Here is a 17,580-nt window from a genome sequence, read left to right on the forward strand (position 1 = left end):
TTTGCAGCGCCTCCCTAGGGCTCCGACCACGCCGATACTGGCCTTGCCCGCCAGTTCGCGGTTGATGTATTCGCCGGTGTACTGGCCGATCTGTCGGGCTGCCTCGCGGTTATCCACGCCGACCTGTACGGCATTGTCGCCATTAATCACAGCGTCGATTGCCACCACCGGGATTCCCGCCTGCGCAGCTGCGGTGACCGCAGGTTTGATACCGTTGACGTCGATGGCGCAGACCAGAATGGCGTCGACCTTGTCCTGAATATAGGCCTCGATGGCGTCGTTCTGGGCTGACGGATTGTCGTTGGCGTTGAACACCACCAGCTCTGCTCCGGCAGCTTTCGCCGCAGCCTGTGCGCCCTGGGTAATCTGGGTGAAATACAGCGCCTGCTGGTTGACCTGTACCAGAGCCAGACGTTTGCCGGTCTGGGCCTGAATGATGGGTGACAACGCCAAGGCCAGAACAGCGCCGAGGGTCAGGGTGAAACGCTTGCTAAAACGCAGCATTGCCATCCTCCTAGTCTGTTTGCCGGTGCGGCAAATCAGATCGGTAAACCGGTTTACCAGCCGTTTCAAAAAAAGACAAATGAGCTTTGTCTTCAGGTTTGAGAACTGGAGAAAGCAGATTGTGTGCCATTTTTTTCACGATGTCGGCCAGTCACCGTACGTCCTTGATGCGCCAAAGTTTTCCGCAATCATCGGCTTTTCAGGATGCCGATGGCAGTGCACCGATTTAAGGCCGGGTGTTACTGGTTGCCCCGCAATCAGTCACTGCGAGTTGCTACCGTGCCCCGGCAGACCAACTCTACGGGTACGCGCACGACGTCCTGTGTACAGTCGCCGCCCGCCATGCGCTGCAGCAATTGCGCTACGCCGAGACGGCCAAGCTCCCTGGAGGACTGGCGGATGGTACACAGCGGTGGGGTCAGCAGACTGGCATACACGGCGTCGTCGAACCCCACCAGCGACATGGCGCCGGGCACGCTGATATTGCGCTCACGCAGGACATCGAGCACGCCCAGAGCGATGAAGTCACTGGCGGCGAAAATCGCCTCCGGAGGGTGGGGCAGGGTGAGCAACTGAGCGGTTGCGATACGCCCGAACTCACGGCTGTAATCTCCAAAGCACAGGCATTCCGGCACCTCTGCGATGCCCGCCAGCGTCAGCGCTTCCCGGTAGCCGGCATAGCGCTCGCGGGCACTCATCAAGGCCGACGGCCCGGACACATGAGCGATGCGTCGATGGCCATGGCGGATCAGATACTCAGTCGCCAGGCGACCACCCTGATGGTTGTCGGCGAACACTTTGGGCTGCGACGTGCCGGGAACGTCTTCGTCGAGCAGAATGATATTGCGGTAGCTCGCCAACTGACTGGCCAGCGTGCCGTCGTCCGGACGGTTGCTGACCAGTAGCAAGCCATCGACGTTACGTGAATCCAGCCAGCGCACAAAGGTGCTTTCACGTTCAAGCAGGTTGCGGGTGACACACAGCACCAGGTTATACCCGTTGGCGGACGCCTCTTCTTCGGCCGCGTCTGCCAGCTCGGCAAAAAACGGGTTGGCAATGTCCGGCAGCACCAGACCGATGGTTTCACTGCCGCCTTTGCTCAGGCGTCGGGCCAGACTGTTGCCCCGGTAGTCCAGCGCCTTGATCGCCGTGTCGATACGTTTCGCGGTTTCCGGCGGCAGGCTGATACTTCGATTCAGGTAGCGCGACACCGCAGCCTTGGAAAGGCCGGCATGGTTGGCGACATCCTGAAGTGTTACGGGTCTGGTCATGGCGATCGGATTTGTGGGCTGAAAAACGAAGTAGTGAATGGGCAGGCAGGTATCTTCTCACGCGTGCTTGAACAGCCCGGCGATTTTTTCCGGTAGGGGGGTCGACGAAATCAAGACCAGGCGCTGACCTGCGCGGGTCATGGCCATGTAGAGCTTTCGCGCATTCTGCTCAATCTCGTCTTCGGTGATGCTGCCGCTTTGAACGGTACGCCCCAGCAGCTTTTCCAGACCGACCAGAAACACGACGTTGGCTTCAAGCCCGGTAGCACTCTCCACAGTGGCAATGCGCAGGCTTTCATCATGGGTGGGCATTGAGTTCTTGTCGTTCATGTCCCAGATCCGGTCTGTGCCAAAACGCGCCTTCAGCGTTTTTATCAATAATGTTTTGTCAGCTCCCTTGCCGTACAAGAGCAACATTCCCGACAGCGCCAATTCGAAGCGTTGCTGATGATCCGCAATCTCATTGCTGGCCTGTGCAACCGCATCCTGGGATGAAGGTGACAAGACAAAAAGCGGAGGTGTGCCTGCGTCCATGCCTTCGAAATCGGGCTGTAGATAATCGTCCGGATCGGTCTGGGTAATGCCAGCCAGCATCTGATTGGCTGCGCTCAGAATGGCCTGAGTCGTACGATAGGACTTGCGCAGCTTTTTGGTCTTGCCTGCCACATCAAGACCGACCCGTTTCCAGCTAAGACGACTCTTCAGAAAACCCTGATTAGGGTCGGCACACAGAAACAGTGTGCCCTCGGTTTTTTCCAGTGTGAGTTTGATCAACTGAAACCACGACGGCGCGAAGAACTGAGCCTCGTCCACCAGAATGTGCTGATAAGGGGCGAGCTTGTCTGGACGATTGGCCAGGCACAAATCACGGGGCAGAGCGCTCCATAACCGCAGGCCTGACTGTTTCAGCAACGCAGCGGTTACACGCTCGTACAGCGCCCAGACCTGTTGCCGTTCCTCTTTGCGCAACGCAAAGCCCTGACCTGCGCGTTCGACCTTCAGGTAATCAGCCTCATCGGCTACCACAGTGTCATTGATGAAGTTGAACTCATCGAGCAATAACGCGTTATCCGGCTTCAGGTCGGGGTGTTCAAGGGCTCTAAAATACTGGATGAGGCCTGTGACTTCCTTGTTGTAATCAGGCATTTTCGGGTTCGTTTTGAACAGTGTGCGCCACTGCTTTGAGATCCAGCCCAGTGCGGTGATGATGGTGAGATTCGCCGGGATCTCACCATGTACGCGTTGCAGGCGATGCTTGAGATCTTTGACCACGGGCACGTTATGAATAAGCATGAGCACGTGTTGATCGGGGTATTTTCTTGCGAGGATAAAAGCTCGGTTTGCAGCGATAAGTGTTTTGCCACTGCCCGCTACGCCATTTATCAGCCGCACAGAAAAATCACCTGCCAGTTCTGTCTGCTCGTCAGGAAGCTCCAGATCAAGCTTGCTCGCCCATTCCTGCTGAGTGTCCAGAAAATAGCGTGAGGTCCGGGCGCTATTGTCGCGGACGAACTGCCGGCGCGTGGTGCGGATCCCGGCTACTTCGGCCTCGGGAAAGTAATAGCCCATAATGGCTTGTCTGTCGTTCTGGGAAAGGGCTTTGAGCAGCTTCGGCAACTGCTCTGCACCGGACTCGATGAAGGTCTTCTTCGACATCAGCCATATGCCACGGCCTTCGCAATGCCGTGTCCACAAGGCTTTGCTCTGATCCGAATCGCACCCCCACATTACGACCAGCTTACGGAGGGCAGGGATATTCGCCCGAGCCTCAAACGCTGACAGTTTTTCCAGCATCTGACTGAAAACTGTCTGCTCTGCAGTCACAAATAGCTGGCCTGGATCCAGTGTGTCGAACGGGAGCTCGCAGATCATCAATGCCAGCCATTCCAGCTCGCCGCGTTGCAGGAAGAAGTCCGGGGACCAAGTGTCTTGTGCGATACATTTGCGAACGACGTAATCACCGTCGAGTTTCTTGAGCACCCGTTTGCACTGAAGCTGCGAGCCGCTGCTGCGTTGCCATTCAGGTATGAACAGGGTCATTGCGCAAACTCGACCTTGTGGCATTGGCTGATCAGCTGTCGGTATTGTTCGGCCCACACCTGCGCTGCTTCGCTTGCGCAGACAATTCCGTGCTTCAGCTGCGGGCCGATAATGATCAGCTTGGTCATGGCGCGAGTAATAGAAACGTTCAGCCGCTCGGGCTGGAAAAAGAACTCTCCAATGGCACTGATAAATGTCTCGTCGCCGCTGGCCAGGGACAGGATGACCAGCTCGCGCTCCTGGCCCTGCATGCGCTCGACGGTGTCAGCAACTATTGTGTCCGCGGCTGGACGACCGAACTGCTTTGCGAGCGCCTGGCGAATCGTCCGCCCCTGAGCGCGGTAAGGCGTCACGATGCCGATTTCGTGCAGCGGCAGACCCAGCCTGTGCGCTTCAATGCACAGTTGAACGACGCACTGTGCGTCTGCCGGGTTGCGGTTTCGAGCCTTTGAGTCCTGCGTTGCGATAAAAACAGCGCAGGCTTGCGGATCAAGCGCTTCGCTGACCGCCCCATCAGGACTGGCCCGCAATCGACGGTCTGTATTTCGACCTGCGGCCCGTAATTGCCCGTCGTAGTACATCTGGCTGGGCCATTCGGTCAGCCAGCGATTCATCCGGTAAGTTTCTTCCAGCATCACCGTATGATCAGTGTCTTGAGCTGTCAGACGTGCGAACACCGACATGGATTCCTTGGACAGAATCGAGCGTGAAAGCAGTACAGGAGGCAGCTGTTTCTGGTCGCCGATAAAAATGAATCGTTTGCCCTTGCGCATTGCCATCAGGGCGAGAGGCACGGTGATCTGACTGGCCTCATCGAAGATGACCGTATCGAAACTGTACCTGGACAACGAGCTGCATGTGGCGAAAGGCGTGGCACCTATCACATAACCCTGACCCGATTCAGGAAAGCCCTCCCAGTTGGCGGGGTCGGTTTTCAGGTCTACATGCTCGTCGAGGTCTTCACGGCGGCCGCCCACCTTGAGCGTCGGCACATTGCGCGCAGCTATCTTGCTCAAGGCATTGTTGATCGCCATATGAGTATGCGAAGTGACGAACACCCGTTCGCCCCTGGCAACCAGCAACTGAGCGATCAATGCCAGCGCTCGGGTCTTGCCGGTACCCGGTGGCCCTTGAATACAGGCAATCTGCTCCGCGCCCAAGGCAAGGCCAACGGCTTCAGCCTGTTTATCGTTGCAGCCTTCCTGGCGTGCGATCTGTTCGCCGTACTCGACGTCCGGGTCGTTGAAACCGATATCGGGCGCATCGCCGAGCAAAGGCAATATTGTATTGTGTCCCTGTGCGTCGATCTCGATGTCTTGCAAGGCCTGAATGTATTTCGGAGTCAGGTCCATACCATCAGGGTCTGCGTAACAGACACCTTCCTGATAGCTCTCCCAGATGAGCATCGCCCTGTCCGAGCTGAGCAGCCAGCGGTCGTCCTCTTCCTTCTCAAACTTCATGCCCTGACACAACAGCGGACCCTGAGCATTACCCAGATGCACGCGCAGCAAGTCCCCAGCACGAAAGCGTGACTCGTTTTCGCCCAGGTAGGCCCATATTTGCCCGGGTTTTTCGCTGCGCTCCAGCCGGGCGAAGCCCTGTGTCCAGCCTTGCAGCAGTTTCTCTGGCAGCGGGCGCTCCCATACCTCGTTCAGTTTCTGCAGGTTGGCAGCCTGCTCTGCATAAACGAACTCATACAGTTTTTGAATCAGCGGATGCTGTCCAGGCATGGCGGTGAAAATCCTTATCGACCGGGGCGTGGGCAGGCAGTGTTACATAATATGTGTGGCGGATGGGAGTCAGGCGCTGCACATCCCTTGCCGGTATCGAACCGCCTGGCAGAGGCGCCGGCGAAGCGCGGCCTGTCTTCACGATGATGCGGGCGAACCTGAACTTGATATGTTCCCAAGCCAGGGCGCTCCTCCAATCTCATCGGTGCAATATCGCCTGATGAATTTCCTGCAGCGGCATGATCCTCTGCGCAGCATTCAGTTTGATGGCTTCCTTGGGCATGCCGAATACGACGCAACTGGCTTCATCCTGAGCCACTGTCGAGCTTCCGGCATCAAGCATCTCCTTTAAACCGCGTGCGCCGTCGTCGCCCATGCCGGTCATGATGATGCCCGTAGCATTCTTGCCGGCGAATTTGGCCACCGAACGAAACAGCACGTCCACCGAAGGACGATGGCGGTTGACCAGCGGGCCGTCGATGACCTGGACGTGGTAGTAGGCGCCGCTGCGCGTGACCATCATGTGTTTGCCGCCGGGGGCGATCAACGCGAGGCCGGGCAGGATGCGGTCGTTGTTTCTGGCCTCGCGCACCTCGATCTGACTCAGACTGTTCAGGCGTTCGGCGAACGATGCGGTGAATTTTTCCGGCATGTGCTGGACGATGACCATGCCGGGACAGACGCGGGGCAGGGCCGTCAGCACCGCTTCCAGTGCCTGGGTGCCACCGGTCGAGGTGCCGATGGCCACAATGCGTTCAGTGGTATGCGCCATGGCATGGCCGTTGGCAGCAGGCAAAATGGCGTCTGCGGTGAGTTTGCTTGCCGGGGCCAGAACGGGCGGAGCCGTGCGCTTGCCAAGGTTTTTAACGTTGGAGTTCGCCGCTGCGCGGACTGCCGCTACCAGCTCGGCGGCTGAATCAATGAGGAAGTTCTTCAGGCCGGTGGTAGGTTTGGTGATGATTTCCACCGCCCCGGCAGACAGCGCCTGCAACGAAGTTTCTGCGCCTTTCTGGGTCAGCGACGAGCAGATCACCACTGGCGTCGGCCGTTCGCTCATGATCTTCTTGAGAAAGGTGATGCCGTCCATGCGGGGCATTTCCACGTCCAGCACGATGACGTCCGGCCATTCCTGAGCCAGCTTGGCCATGGCGAATATCGGGTCCGACGCCGCGCCCATGACATGAATATCGGGGGTGTCGTTGAGAATGGCCACGAGTACCTGGCGAACGACGGCCGAATCATCGACCAGCAATACGCTGATTTTTTTGTTTGGCATCTTTTTCGATTGCTTCCATTGGTTGGTGCCTGACCCATACGTTTCCGTTCCACAGGTCGAAGATGATGTTGCGATGACCGGTGCTGCCCAGGTCCTGAGCCATCAGCTTCAGGCGATGCCGGTCGGCCAGCTTCAGCGCCGCATTGATGTTGCGATCTGCGACGTTGTGCATCTGCTGGTCGTGGCGCTGCGCAGGAAACATCTCGCCGCCGCCAAACAGCTTGACCTGATATTCCTCCGGAAGCGTCCCGCTGGCCAGCGCATGGCTAATCAGCATCTCCATCGCTTCATCAGCGTATTTGCCGTCCAGTGGCTGACCCTTGCGAATACGTCCTGGCAGCATGAAGTGGCACATACCACCGATACGCCGCCACGGGTGCCAGAACGTGATTGCTACGCACGAGCCCAACAATGTGCGCAAGCGCGCAGGCCGGGTCTCGAAGACCACTTCGCCGGGAGCCAGGACTATTTCGGCCACGCCGACGGGCTTGATCATGGCTTGCGGTATATCGAAGGGGAGACAAGTTTCAGCGTGTCGTTTATGCCGTTGAGGCTTTCCGAATGACTGATGATGAAATACCCCCCGGACTTGAGGCGCGGTAATAAACGCGCCACGACTTTGCTCTTGGTTTCCTGATCGAAATAGATCATCACGTTGCGCAGAAAGATCACGTCGAACTCACCCAGATCGGGCAGGGTCTCGTTGAGGTTGACCTGCACGAAGCTGACCCGGCTGCGCAGCGATTTGTCGATCAGAAACGTGCCTTCCTTACGGCCAACGCCCTTCAGGCAATATTTGAACAACAACGGTTGGGGCAGGGTTTCGGTGCGTTCCATGGGGTAATGCCCACTGCGCGCCTTGCTCAGCACGCGGGTGCTGATGTCCGAGCCGATCACTTCCCAGGGCGTGGTGCCCAGTTGTTCCGCCAGCGTCATTGCCAGGCTGTAAGGCTCTTCGCCAGATGAACTGGCGGCGCTCCAGACCCTGAATACCTTGCCCGGCGCTACCTTGGGCAGCACCTGCTGGCGCAGAAAATCAAAATGCTTGGGTTCGCGAAAGAAGTACGTTTCGTTGGTGGTCAGCAGGTCCAGCGCCACTTGCAGCTCGCCGTTGCGCTGATCGTTCATGATCAGCTTGAAATACTCGCCATAGTTGTCCAGCTCGTAGTGCTTGAGACGCTTGAACAGACGGCCGACGACCAGCGCTTTCTTGGCCAGCGTCAGTTTGATGCCCGCAGCGCTGTACAACCAGGCCTGGAACTGGCCGAATTCGCGATCGGTGAGCGACGCTGTATCAGGCATGTGCAGGCCTCACGTCGCGTCGGCGTCGGAAGGCAGCGACTGACTTGCTTCGGCGAGGCTGGACATTTCATCGATAGACAACACCCGATCGACCTCAAGGACAATGACGAACTTGCCGTCGACCTTGGCCATGCCGCTGATGAAGTCGGCACGAATGCGCGCACCGAAGTTCGGTGGCGGTTCGATCTGCGAGGCCGGTATTTCCAGCACCGCCGAGACGTTATCGACCAGCAGGCCGATGTCCTGCGGCTGGCCGTCCTCGCTGCTGGCCTCGATGATGATGACGCACGAGCGCCGGGTGATGTCCGAGTTCTGTCGCCCGAAGCGCGCCGACAGATCAACCACGGGCACTACAGCGCCGCGCAGGTTGATCACCCCGCGCACGAAGGCGGGCATCATCGGCACCACCGTCAGGCTGCCGTATTCGATGATTTCCTTGATGCCCAGAATGCCGATGGCGAACATCTCGCCACCGAGCATGAAAGTCAGGTACTGCGCCTCTTCCTCGACCGCCGTGGCGGTCTGTCGAGTCGTGACCAATGAGCCCATGTCGTTCTCCCTGTGAATCGCTATCGAGGCCGGCAATCAGCAGCCAGTCATCAGAAACGAGTGAATTCCGATTCGTCCGGGGCGCCCGCCATGCTTTGCGCAAACGCCTTGCGCGGAGCCTGTTGCGGTGGGCGCGGGGGCTGGCGGTTCGGGCTGCTGCGGCCGTCGACAGGGCTGCCTTGTGCGACGGCCCTTGGCGATGCGTCGAGGGTGAAGAAGCTCATGGCCTGTTGCAGCTGTTCGGCCTGACTGCTCATCTCTTCAGCGGTGGCGGCCAGTTCTTCGCTGCTTGAAGCGTTCTGCTGGGTGACCTGATTGAGCTGGGTCATGGCGGTGTTGATTTGCGCCACACCGGCAGCCTGTTCCTCTGACGCCGCGCTGATTTCCTGCACAAGGTCTGACGTCTTGTTGATCGACGGCACCATTTCGTCCAGCAGCTTGCCAGCCTTTTCGGCCATTTCCACACTGCTTGACGACAGCTCGCCAATCTCCTGAGCCGCGACCTGGCTGTGTTCAGCGCAGCTTGCGCACCTCGGCGGCCACTACCGCGAAGCCCTTGCCATGTTCGCCCGCACGGGCTGCTTCGATGGCCGCGTTGAGGGCAAGCAGATTGGTCTGGTAAGCGATGTCGTCGATGATGCTGATGCGTTGGGCGATTTTCTTCATCGCCACGACGGTCTGCTGCACCGATTCGCCGCCGTCAGTCGCTTCCTTGGCAGCCTTGCTGGCCATGCCATCGGTGACTTTGGCGTTCTCGGTGTTCTGGTTGATGCTGGCGCTCATCTGCTCGACCGACGCGCTGGTCTCTTCGACGCTGGCCGCCTGTTCGCTGGTGGCCTGGCTCATTGATTGCGCAGTGGCGCTGACTTCTTCCGAAGCGCTGGCCAGGTTGTCGGCGGCGTTACGCACTTCGCCGATAATGTGTGACAGCTTGCCGACCATGTTGCGCATGGCGTTCAGCACCATACCGGTTTCGTCCTTGGAACCGTGCCCGATGTGGGCGTTCAGGTTGCCCTCGGCCAGTTGCTCGGCGGCAGTCGCTGCCTCTTTCAATGGGCGAGAAATAATCCGTGCAATGAACAGCGCCAGACCCAGACCGACCAGCAAGGCTGCAACCAGCACGGCAATGATCAAGATACGCGCGCTTTCGTACAGGCTCGTGCCTTTGTCGCCAGCGGCAGTCGCCCCGGCGTCATTGAGCTCGACCATCTTTTGCAACTGGTTGGTGACTTCGTCGAAGTGCAGTTTGGACTCGCCGCGCAGCAAGGCACGCGCTTCGGCCTCCTGGCCCTGCCGGGAGAGAGCGAACAGATTGTCGCTGACTTTCAGATAGGCGGACCAAGAGGTACTCACGGCACTGAACATCTGCCGGTCCTGATCGCTGACGATCAGCTTGTCGTAAGTGGCCAGCCGCGTTTCAAACTGTTTGCGCGCTTCTGCTGCTTCAAGCTTCATCTGCGCCTTTTCCTGGGCAGAGTCGGCGGCAATGTGGCGGTTTTCCTTCAGCCGGAAGTTGGCTGCGTAAAAGCGCATGCCCGACGCCGCGCGAATGGACGGCATCCAGTTTTACTTGATGTCCTGGGCGGCCTGGTTGACCTGGCCCAGCTGGATAATGGCAAAGACTCCCATGGCCGCGGTCAACGCCAGAACCACCAGGAACGAGGTAATCAGCTTGGTGGAAATCTTCAGATCGTAAAACCATTTCATTGAAGTAACTCCTTGGGAATTGCGAATCCGTCAGCGAGAGGTGGGCAATAGGGCTTGAGGTGCCTGGGTCGAGCGGGCTTCCATTTGGACGATCTGGTTGAGCAAGGCCGGTATGTCGAGAATCAACGCCACCGCACCGCTGCCCAGAATCGTCGAGCCGCTGATGCCGCGCAGTGCGCCGAACAGCTTGCCCAGCGGTTTGATAACGGTCTGGAACTCGCCGAGCAGGTCATCTACCACCAACCCGGCCTTGTGTTCGGCGTAGCGCACCACCACGTTCTGGCGCCGTGCAGCCGGGCCTTCATGATTGAAGTGATCACGTAGGTAGACCAGCGGCAACACTTCGCCACGCAGGTCGAGGTAGCCGCTGTCGCGGGTCAGGTGACGATTCTGTTCGTCCAGCTCGATGCACTCCTGAACCATGTCCAGCGGGATGACGTAAGTCGACTGATCGATACCGACCAGAAAACCGTTGATGATCGCCAGCGTCAGCGGTAGGCGGATGCGCACGATGGTGCCCTGACCGGGCTGGCTGTCCAGGTCCACAGTGCCGCGCAGCAAGGTGATATTGCGTTTCACCACATCCATGCCGACACCACGCCCTGACAGGTTGGTGACGGCCTCGGCGGTAGAAAAGCCGGGCTCGAAGATCAGATTGTAGATCTCCTGATCGGTGAGGCTCGCACCCGCTGCAACCAGCCCACGCTGCTGGGCCTTGTCGAGGATCCGCTCGCGGTTCAGGCCCGCACCGTCGTCGGCAATTTCAATGACGATGCTGCCGGAGTCGTGGTACGCATTAAGGCTCAAATGACCTTTTGCCGGCTTGCCTGCCGCGTGACGTGCTTCGGCGCTTTCGATGCCGTGGTCCATGGAATTGCGCAGCAGGTGCATGAGCGGGTCGCCGATCTTTTCGACAACGGTCTTGTCCAGCTCTGTTTCCGCACCGTTGATAATCAGATCGATGTCCTTGCCCAGCTCCTGGCTGACATCGCGTACTACGCGGCGGAAACGATTGAAGGTGTCGCCGATGGGGATCATGCGCAGGTGCAGCGCGCCATCCAGAATTTGCTCGACCAGCCCTGACACGGTCGAGCTGGCTTCCTGAAGCGGGTCGTTGTCGCACGAACGGGCCAGCAGGCTGGCCCCGGCGCTGGCAATGACCAGTTCGCCGACCAGGTTGATCAGCTCATCAAGCTTGTCGGCATTGACGCGCACATAACGGCCGTCCTTGTTTTTCTGCTCGCTGGCCGAAGAAGGGCGTTCTACAGCTGTTGCCGCAGCAGGCGTACGCGGCACGGCACGCTGGTCACCCAGCAGTTCGCCGCTGGCAACCGCTGGGCTGTGTTCGGTTTGCGAGACCAGCTCTGTGCCAGCAGGCTCGACGTGGTCTGCTGTCTCGCTCATCAAGGTGATTTCTACGGCGCAGTCTTCCCGCACGAAGTCGAACACTTCGTTGATCGCGGCATGGCCGGCAGACGAGCGAAAATCGATCTCGAAGCCCAGGTGGCAGGATCCCGGGTCCCACGCTTCCAGCGCCGGGATGCTGTCGGTGACGGTGGTGACCTGAACCATTTGCCCCAGGGTATTGAGGTAACGCAGGAACGATAGCGGGTCCATGCCGTTGCGAAACACATCCACGCCAAAGCGCAGCGAGATATGCCATAGCACTTCGGCAGGCTGTTCATCGATCACACTCGGCGCTCGCGCCTCGTCAGCAGGTTGGGCATTGCCTGGTGCCTGATAGACCTGTAACGCCTGACGCAGCGCCGCTTCGCGTTCCAGAGCGGGCGGCTGCAATGGCTGGCCACGGCTGGCTACTACATCGATCAATTCAAGCATGTGATCGCCGGACTTGAGCAACACCGCGATCAGCCCGGCGTCCACCGACACGCTGCCTTCACGCAGGCGGTCGAGCACGTCTTCAACGATGTGGGTAAAGCTGACGATAGGCGTCAGCCCGAATAGCCCGGCAGACCCCTTGATGGTGTGCGCTGCGCGGAACACTGCGCCAATCGCGTCCTGATCGCCGGGTTCGCTTTCGAGTTGCAGGAGGGATTCCTCCATGGCCTGCAAAAGCTCACGCGCTTCAACGATGAACGTCTGCTGTGCCTGATCGAGATTAATACTCACGATGACTTCCTTGATCGATCACTCGGCAATAATGCAAATGGACGCGCTACAGCACGACACCGGGATTACATAACTCGAAGGTTTCGGTGACTGCCTTGCTTTGCCCGGTCATGCGCAGCGAGGTCCCGGTCTTGCCGGCTTCGCGCTGGATGACTGCCAGCAATTGCAGGCCGGCACCGTCCATCTCGGTAACTTGCGACAAGTCGACTTCCACTCGCGCCGCACCAGTGATCTGTGGCAGCAAACGGGCGGCGAGTTCGGTCACGGTGTAGATCGTCAGTTCGCCGTCGATCTGCACGCGGGTGGCGTCAGCCTGATTGTCGTCTGGGGTTGGCATGCTGGCCTCCATGGCCCTTGATCTCAGGGCAGGATCAGCTTGGAAACCGCTGCGAGCATTTGCGCTGGCTGGAACGGTTTGACGACCCACGCCTTGGCACCTGCCGCCTGACCTTCAGCCTTTTTCGATTCCTGGGACTCGGTGGTCAGCATGATGATCGGCGTGAACTTGTAACTGGCCAGCTTCTTCACTTCCTTGACGAACGTGATGCCATCCATGTTTGGCATGTTCACGTCGCTGATGATCAGGTGCACTTTCTGCCCGGTCAGCTTGCCCAGTGCATCTTTGCCATCGCAGGCCTCGATAACGTCGTATCCGGCACTTTTCAGCGCGATGCCGACAACCTGCCGGACACTGCTTGAATCGTCGACCACCAATACACTCTTAGGCATGATCTACTCCTAGAAAAACGTGATTTCCTGCGAATTCTGCTGTGCTGCCGATTCGCCGCGGTGAGTGCGGCGTTGCTCGTCGGTCGCGTAGGTGGACTCCATGCGCGCCAGCCATTGCCGGGCGTCGATGGCGACGGCCTCATCGGGAGACTGGCTGGCTTGCAACAGATGCGCGTGCAAAGAGTCGATGTTGTCGCGTACGTGAGCGAGAATCTGGCTGACCCGGTCCTGAAACTGCAGGTTCACAAGGACTTCGGTCATTTCGTCGCGAATACCGTAGCTTTCCTGCTTGAGCAGGTCGGCGGATTCGGCCAGGCGACCGGTAATGCTCTGGAAACGCTCCAGGACGTTCTGGATGCTTTGCTCGGAAGCTGCCACCGAATGGCTGTCCTGATCAGCACCGCTGGAGGCGGCCTGCACCAGTTGCGTGATGGCATTGTTGATGATGTCGACCTTGGCCGACATCTGCTGACCGGTTTCGCTGGACTTGCTCGACAGGCTGCGCACCGCGTCGGCGACCACGGCAAAACCACGGCCGGCTTCACCTGCGCGCGCCGCTTCAATCGCGGCGTTAAGGGCCAGCAGGTTGGTCTGTGCAGCAATCGCTGCGACGTCCGCGGCCATGGTGCGCAACTCGCCTGTGTAGGCGGTCAGGCTGCGAACCTGAGAGAGCGTCTGGTCGCGGCTGGCTTGGGTGGCTTTAAGGGAGTCAATCACCTGGCTCAGCTCGCTGTCACTCTGGGACAGGACTTTCAGAGCGCCATCGGCATTCTGACCGTCCAGCTCACCGGCAGCGTGTTGCGAGGCCTGCACGGTTTCCTGCAGGCGTTCGGAAATTCCCATGAAGCGGCTGCTCAGCTCGACAATGGCGTTTTCGGTTTGCTGGCGCGAGCTTTCGACCTGCTTGGCCCAGATCGGCATGGCACCGAGAAAGACTTCGTTGAGCTGGGCATGGGAGGCCATGGCGCTGGTTTGAGCGTTATGTGCCTGGTGATGGTCCAGAGCTTGAGCAACAGCCCGATGCACGTCGTTCTGTTGGGTGCGGGCAGCCAGTGCACAGGCACCCAGACCGATAGCGAGCAGTGCTGCGCAAGCGACCAGATTGGTCGTACTCGTCCCGGATTGCGTGAGGATCCAGGCAGCGGCAGGTATGACGGGAATCAGAGAAAACCAGATGAAACGTGGACGGTTTTGCGCAGGATTACTGCTGGAATGATTCGACATCATGGGTTCGATCCCTGAACAGTGCAGCGTTGTACACGACTCAATGGTTATCTGCGCGGTGCAGACGAACTTGATATCTGTACGAGCGCCTTCCGTCCGATCGCATCGCGCAGAGCCCGGTCAGATTAAAAATAGCGGGTATTCAGGGCACTGCAAGTCAGTGTAGAGCGAGATGCACTCAAGAGCGTCCAGAGCGGCATGACGATAGTGTTCTCCCCGCACGCCTCTCGTTCCTCACGCTCCAGCGTGGGAATGAATTTCATGACGCTCTGCGTCGCAAGTTCTGCGCCGCACAGGTCACTTCTCAAGAGAGGACGCAGAGCGTCCAGAAGGGCATGCCCACGCGAAGCATGGGCACGATGGTGTGTTCCCGCACGCCTCTCGGCTGGCGGGCCTTAGTGCAGCTTCATCCGTGGCTCGGTGCCTTTGCCGATCTTGCTGCCCAGCATCAGCATCAGGGTGCGGAAGGTGCCGTACAGCGCCATCTGGTGCATGCGATACAGCGACACATAGAACATCCGCGCCAGCCAGCCTTCAAGCATTACGCTGCCCATCAGGTTACCCATCAGATTGCCGACTGCCGAGAAGCTCGACAGCGAGATCAGCGATCCGTAGTCCTTGTAGGTGTACTCCGGCAAGGTCTTGCCTTCGATCCGCAGGCGCAGCGATTTTGCCAGCAACGACGCCTGCTGATGAGCAGCCTGAGCGCGTGGCGGGACGTTGCGGTCGGTGCCTTTTTGCGGGCAGGCGGCGCAGTCACCGAAGGCGAAAATATTCTCGTCACGGGTGGTTTGCAGCGTCGGCAGCACTTGCAACTGATTGATCCGGTTGCTCTCCAGCCCATCCAGCTCATGCAGAAACGCCGGGGCACGAATACCTGCCGCCCAGACTTTCAAACTGGCCGGAATGACCTGCCCGCTGGCCGTGATCAAGCCGTCGGCGATCACTTCGCTCACCGCGGCATTGGTCAGCACCGTCACGCCAAGTTTTTCCAGTGTCTTGTGCACAGGCGCGCCGATACGCTCTGGCAATGCGGGCAGCACCCTAGGCCCGGCTTCGATCACGGTAATGCGCAGGTTTTCCGGCTTGATCTGGCCCAGCCCGTAAGCCGCCAGCTCGTGCGCCGCGTTGTGCAGTTCTGCCGCCAGTTCAACACCAGTCGCACCTGCGCCAACGATGGCCACGGTGATTTCCTGAGCACTGTCAGCCTGACCGGCGTGGGCGCGCAGGTAGTGGTTGAGCAGTTGCTGGTGGAAACGCTCGGCCTGTTTGCGGCTGTCGAGAAACAGGCAATGTTCCGCCGCGCCCGTGGTGCCGAAGTCGTTGGTGGTGCTGCCCACGGCGATGACCAGCGAGTCGTAACCCAGGCTGCGTGCCGGAACCAGTTCGGCACCGTTTTCATCCAGCGTCTCGGCCAGGTGAATCTGGCGACTGGCGCGATCCAGCCCGGTCATGCGCCCGAGCTGAAACTGAAAGTTGTTCCACTTGGCCTGAGCCACGTAGTTCAGCTCGTCTTCATACGAGTTGAGAGAACCCGCCGCGACCTCGTGCAACAGCGGTTTCCAGATATGCGTCAGGTTGGCGTCGACCAGCGTGACATTGGCCGTGCCTTTCTTGCCCAGGGTTTTACCCAGGCTGGTCGCCAGCTCCAGACCGCCAGCGCCGCCGCCAACGATAACAATACGATGCGTCATAAGGATTACTCGGAAGGTTTAAGGAATTCGCGGGGAGCCTGATCTTCGCGAGCGCAAGGCAGCTCATAGCGTCAGAAGGCTCGATAAATGGGTTCATCACGGCAACACCGGGATCAGGAGCGACCTGCGCTCGACTGGATGCCGGTTTGCCTGAAGGTACTCTTCGACACACCTTTGCGGTTCCGGGTTCAGGTGGCTGCTCAATTTATGCGTTGTCTCAAGCGTGCTGACGGGCAGGGGGCCAGGGATCAGTGATTTCCAGCGGCTCGGCCTGCAACACATCGTCCAGGCGGATGATGCCGCTTTGTAACACTCGCGCAGTGATTCCGCCATGCCCACGCACCGCCTGAAAGGTTCCGCGACCAAGGCGCTGTTCCAGCCGCGCACAAGGCTGGCACCAGCCCGTGGTTTCAAAAATCGCCTGGCCGATGCGAAAGCGTCGGTTTTTCAGGCTGAACAGATTGATGCGGCTGATCACCAGATTACGCCGCAAGTCCTGCGGCACGATGGGGTTATCCGCAGAGCGGTTCAGCAATGAGCCGACCACCGCCAGATGCTCCCACTGGATCAACGTCACCTGCCGTGCATTGCGCGGGCCAGGTCGCGAATGATCGCCGGTCAGCCCCGCTTCGCGCCGCGCTTCCACCGCGTCCAGTTCGATCATCTCGACCCGCGACTCCGGACGCACACCAATCCAGCGCACACGGCCTTGTTGAGGCACATCGGCCAGCAGTTCCTGCAAGGGGCTCATAAGCTGATTCCAACATCGAAAACGACACTGCGGCCCAGGTTGGTACGCAAAAAGTCCGGAGCGCCCGGATGCGCGAACAATACCCGAGCAAAGGTCGGCCCCACCAGCGACAACGAACGCCAGCCCTGACGCAGGTACTCGGTCGGTGGCGGAAAGTGGCTGTTGAGGTCCAGCACCTCGCGCTTGAGGCTGGCGAAGGCGATGATATCCAGCCCGCCCAGGTCAATGCCGCGTTCGCGATAATTGGTGGATTTCTTGCGCAGGGTAGGGGCGAGTCGGTGCAGCAGTTCAGAGGCAGGAATCCGTTTAGGCTTGGCTTCCCGACGTACCAGTTGGCTCAACGAAAAAGCGCTACGTCGTCGCGCCAGCTCCTCGCGCCACTCATCATTGAGACGACGGCCCTCATCGAGCACAAAAAACACCTCGAAACGCCCGTCACGAAACAGCACATCCGGCGGCTCCTGAGTGGCCGGCGTGAAGTCCTCATTGCGATGCGCAATGTTCAGCCCCTGCAACAGGCGCTGACAAACCCAACGCTCACGCTCCCACTTCCGCGCATTGGAAAGAAAGGCGTTGGCTTGTTCGGCCTGGATCGTCAACAGGCGTAGGTAGTCTGAGTCATCCATAGGGCCAAGCTTAGGCATCCTCTGAAAAAGCCCATTTTTTTGGAGAG

The 17,580-nt window shown here is 59.1% G+C and carries 15 protein-coding genes and 1 pseudogene; all 16 read right to left on the reverse strand.

All coding sequences use genetic code 11. The features are described from left to right. Positions 1 to 504, reverse strand: a 504-nt coding sequence (locus ALO64_RS06475; protein WP_157058637.1) for a substrate-binding domain-containing protein, incomplete at its 3' end; no start/stop codon positions are given. A gap of 257 nt (positions 505 to 761) precedes the next feature. Further along, complete coding sequence (locus ALO64_RS06480; protein ID WP_005732316.1) at positions 762 to 1,775, reverse strand: LacI family DNA-binding transcriptional regulator; 1,014 nt, start codon at positions 1,773 to 1,775, stop codon at positions 762 to 764. A gap of 57 nt (positions 1,776 to 1,832) precedes the next feature. Then, positions 1,833 to 3,815: a 3'-5' exonuclease gene (locus ALO64_RS06485; protein ID WP_005732317.1), complete on the reverse strand. Its 1,983-nt coding sequence runs from the start codon at positions 3,813 to 3,815 to the stop codon at positions 1,833 to 1,835. Further along, positions 3,812 to 5,545, reverse strand: coding sequence for a DEAD/DEAH box helicase (locus ALO64_RS06490; protein WP_005732318.1), 1,734 nt, complete (start codon positions 5,543 to 5,545; stop codon positions 3,812 to 3,814). The genes ALO64_RS06485 and ALO64_RS06490 overlap by 4 nt, the downstream gene beginning before the upstream one ends. 199 nt (positions 5,546 to 5,744) lie before the next feature. Continuing rightward, positions 5,745 to 6,821 carry a protein-glutamate methylesterase/protein-glutamine glutaminase gene (locus ALO64_RS06495; protein WP_005732319.1) on the reverse strand — a complete coding sequence of 359 codons (1,077 nt, stop codon included), beginning with the start codon at positions 6,819 to 6,821 and terminating at the stop codon, positions 5,745 to 5,747. Then, complete coding sequence (cheD, locus tag ALO64_RS06500) at positions 6,784 to 7,317, reverse strand: chemoreceptor glutamine deamidase CheD (RefSeq protein WP_002553200.1); 534 nt, start codon at positions 7,315 to 7,317, stop codon at positions 6,784 to 6,786. Before cheD ends, ALO64_RS06495 begins: the two co-directional genes overlap by 38 nt. Beyond that, positions 7,314 to 8,123 carry a CheR family methyltransferase gene (locus ALO64_RS06505; RefSeq protein WP_044344944.1) on the reverse strand — a complete coding sequence of 270 codons (810 nt, stop codon included), beginning with the start codon at positions 8,121 to 8,123 and terminating at the stop codon, positions 7,314 to 7,316. Before ALO64_RS06505 ends, cheD begins: the two co-directional genes overlap by 4 nt. 9 nt (positions 8,124 to 8,132) lie before the next feature. Then, the gene (locus tag ALO64_RS06510; RefSeq protein WP_002553202.1) at positions 8,133 to 8,672 is read right to left on the reverse strand and encodes a chemotaxis protein CheW; all 540 of its coding nucleotides are present in this window, start codon (positions 8,670 to 8,672) and stop codon (positions 8,133 to 8,135) included. A 50-nt stretch (positions 8,673 to 8,722) separates the two neighbouring features. Beyond that, positions 8,723 to 10,379, reverse strand: a pseudogene (locus ALO64_RS06515) (methyl-accepting chemotaxis protein). Between the two features lie 30 nt (positions 10,380 to 10,409). Next, positions 10,410 to 12,509, reverse strand: coding sequence for a chemotaxis protein CheA (locus tag ALO64_RS06520; RefSeq protein ID WP_044344945.1), 2,100 nt, complete (start codon positions 12,507 to 12,509; stop codon positions 10,410 to 10,412). 46 nt (positions 12,510 to 12,555) lie between these two features. Beyond that, positions 12,556 to 12,846, reverse strand: coding sequence for an STAS domain-containing protein (locus ALO64_RS06525; RefSeq protein ID WP_005732323.1), 291 nt, complete (start codon positions 12,844 to 12,846; stop codon positions 12,556 to 12,558). 23 nt (positions 12,847 to 12,869) lie between these two features. Next, a complete protein-coding gene (locus ALO64_RS06530) occupies positions 12,870 to 13,238 on the reverse strand; it encodes a response regulator (RefSeq protein WP_044344946.1) in 369 nt (122 codons plus the stop codon). A gap of 9 nt (positions 13,239 to 13,247) precedes the next feature. Further along, positions 13,248 to 14,465: a methyl-accepting chemotaxis protein gene (locus tag ALO64_RS06535; RefSeq protein WP_082303462.1), complete on the reverse strand. Its 1,218-nt coding sequence runs from the start codon at positions 14,463 to 14,465 to the stop codon at positions 13,248 to 13,250. 392 nt (positions 14,466 to 14,857) lie between these two features. Beyond that, complete coding sequence (locus ALO64_RS06540; protein WP_044344947.1) at positions 14,858 to 16,156, reverse strand: NAD(P)/FAD-dependent oxidoreductase; 1,299 nt, start codon at positions 16,154 to 16,156, stop codon at positions 14,858 to 14,860. A gap of 217 nt (positions 16,157 to 16,373) precedes the next feature. Continuing rightward, positions 16,374 to 16,907: an MOSC domain-containing protein gene (locus ALO64_RS06545; RefSeq protein ID WP_044344948.1), complete on the reverse strand. Its 534-nt coding sequence runs from the start codon at positions 16,905 to 16,907 to the stop codon at positions 16,374 to 16,376. Beyond that, positions 16,904 to 17,533, reverse strand: coding sequence for a DUF1780 domain-containing protein (locus tag ALO64_RS06550; RefSeq protein WP_003430735.1), 630 nt, complete (start codon positions 17,531 to 17,533; stop codon positions 16,904 to 16,906). Before ALO64_RS06550 ends, ALO64_RS06545 begins: the two co-directional genes overlap by 4 nt. Positions 17,534 to 17,580 lie beyond the last annotated feature (47 nt).

The sequence above is a fragment of the Pseudomonas meliae genome (assembly GCF_001400515.1).
Classification (GTDB): Bacteria; Pseudomonadota; Gammaproteobacteria; order Pseudomonadales; family Pseudomonadaceae; genus Aquipseudomonas; species Aquipseudomonas amygdali.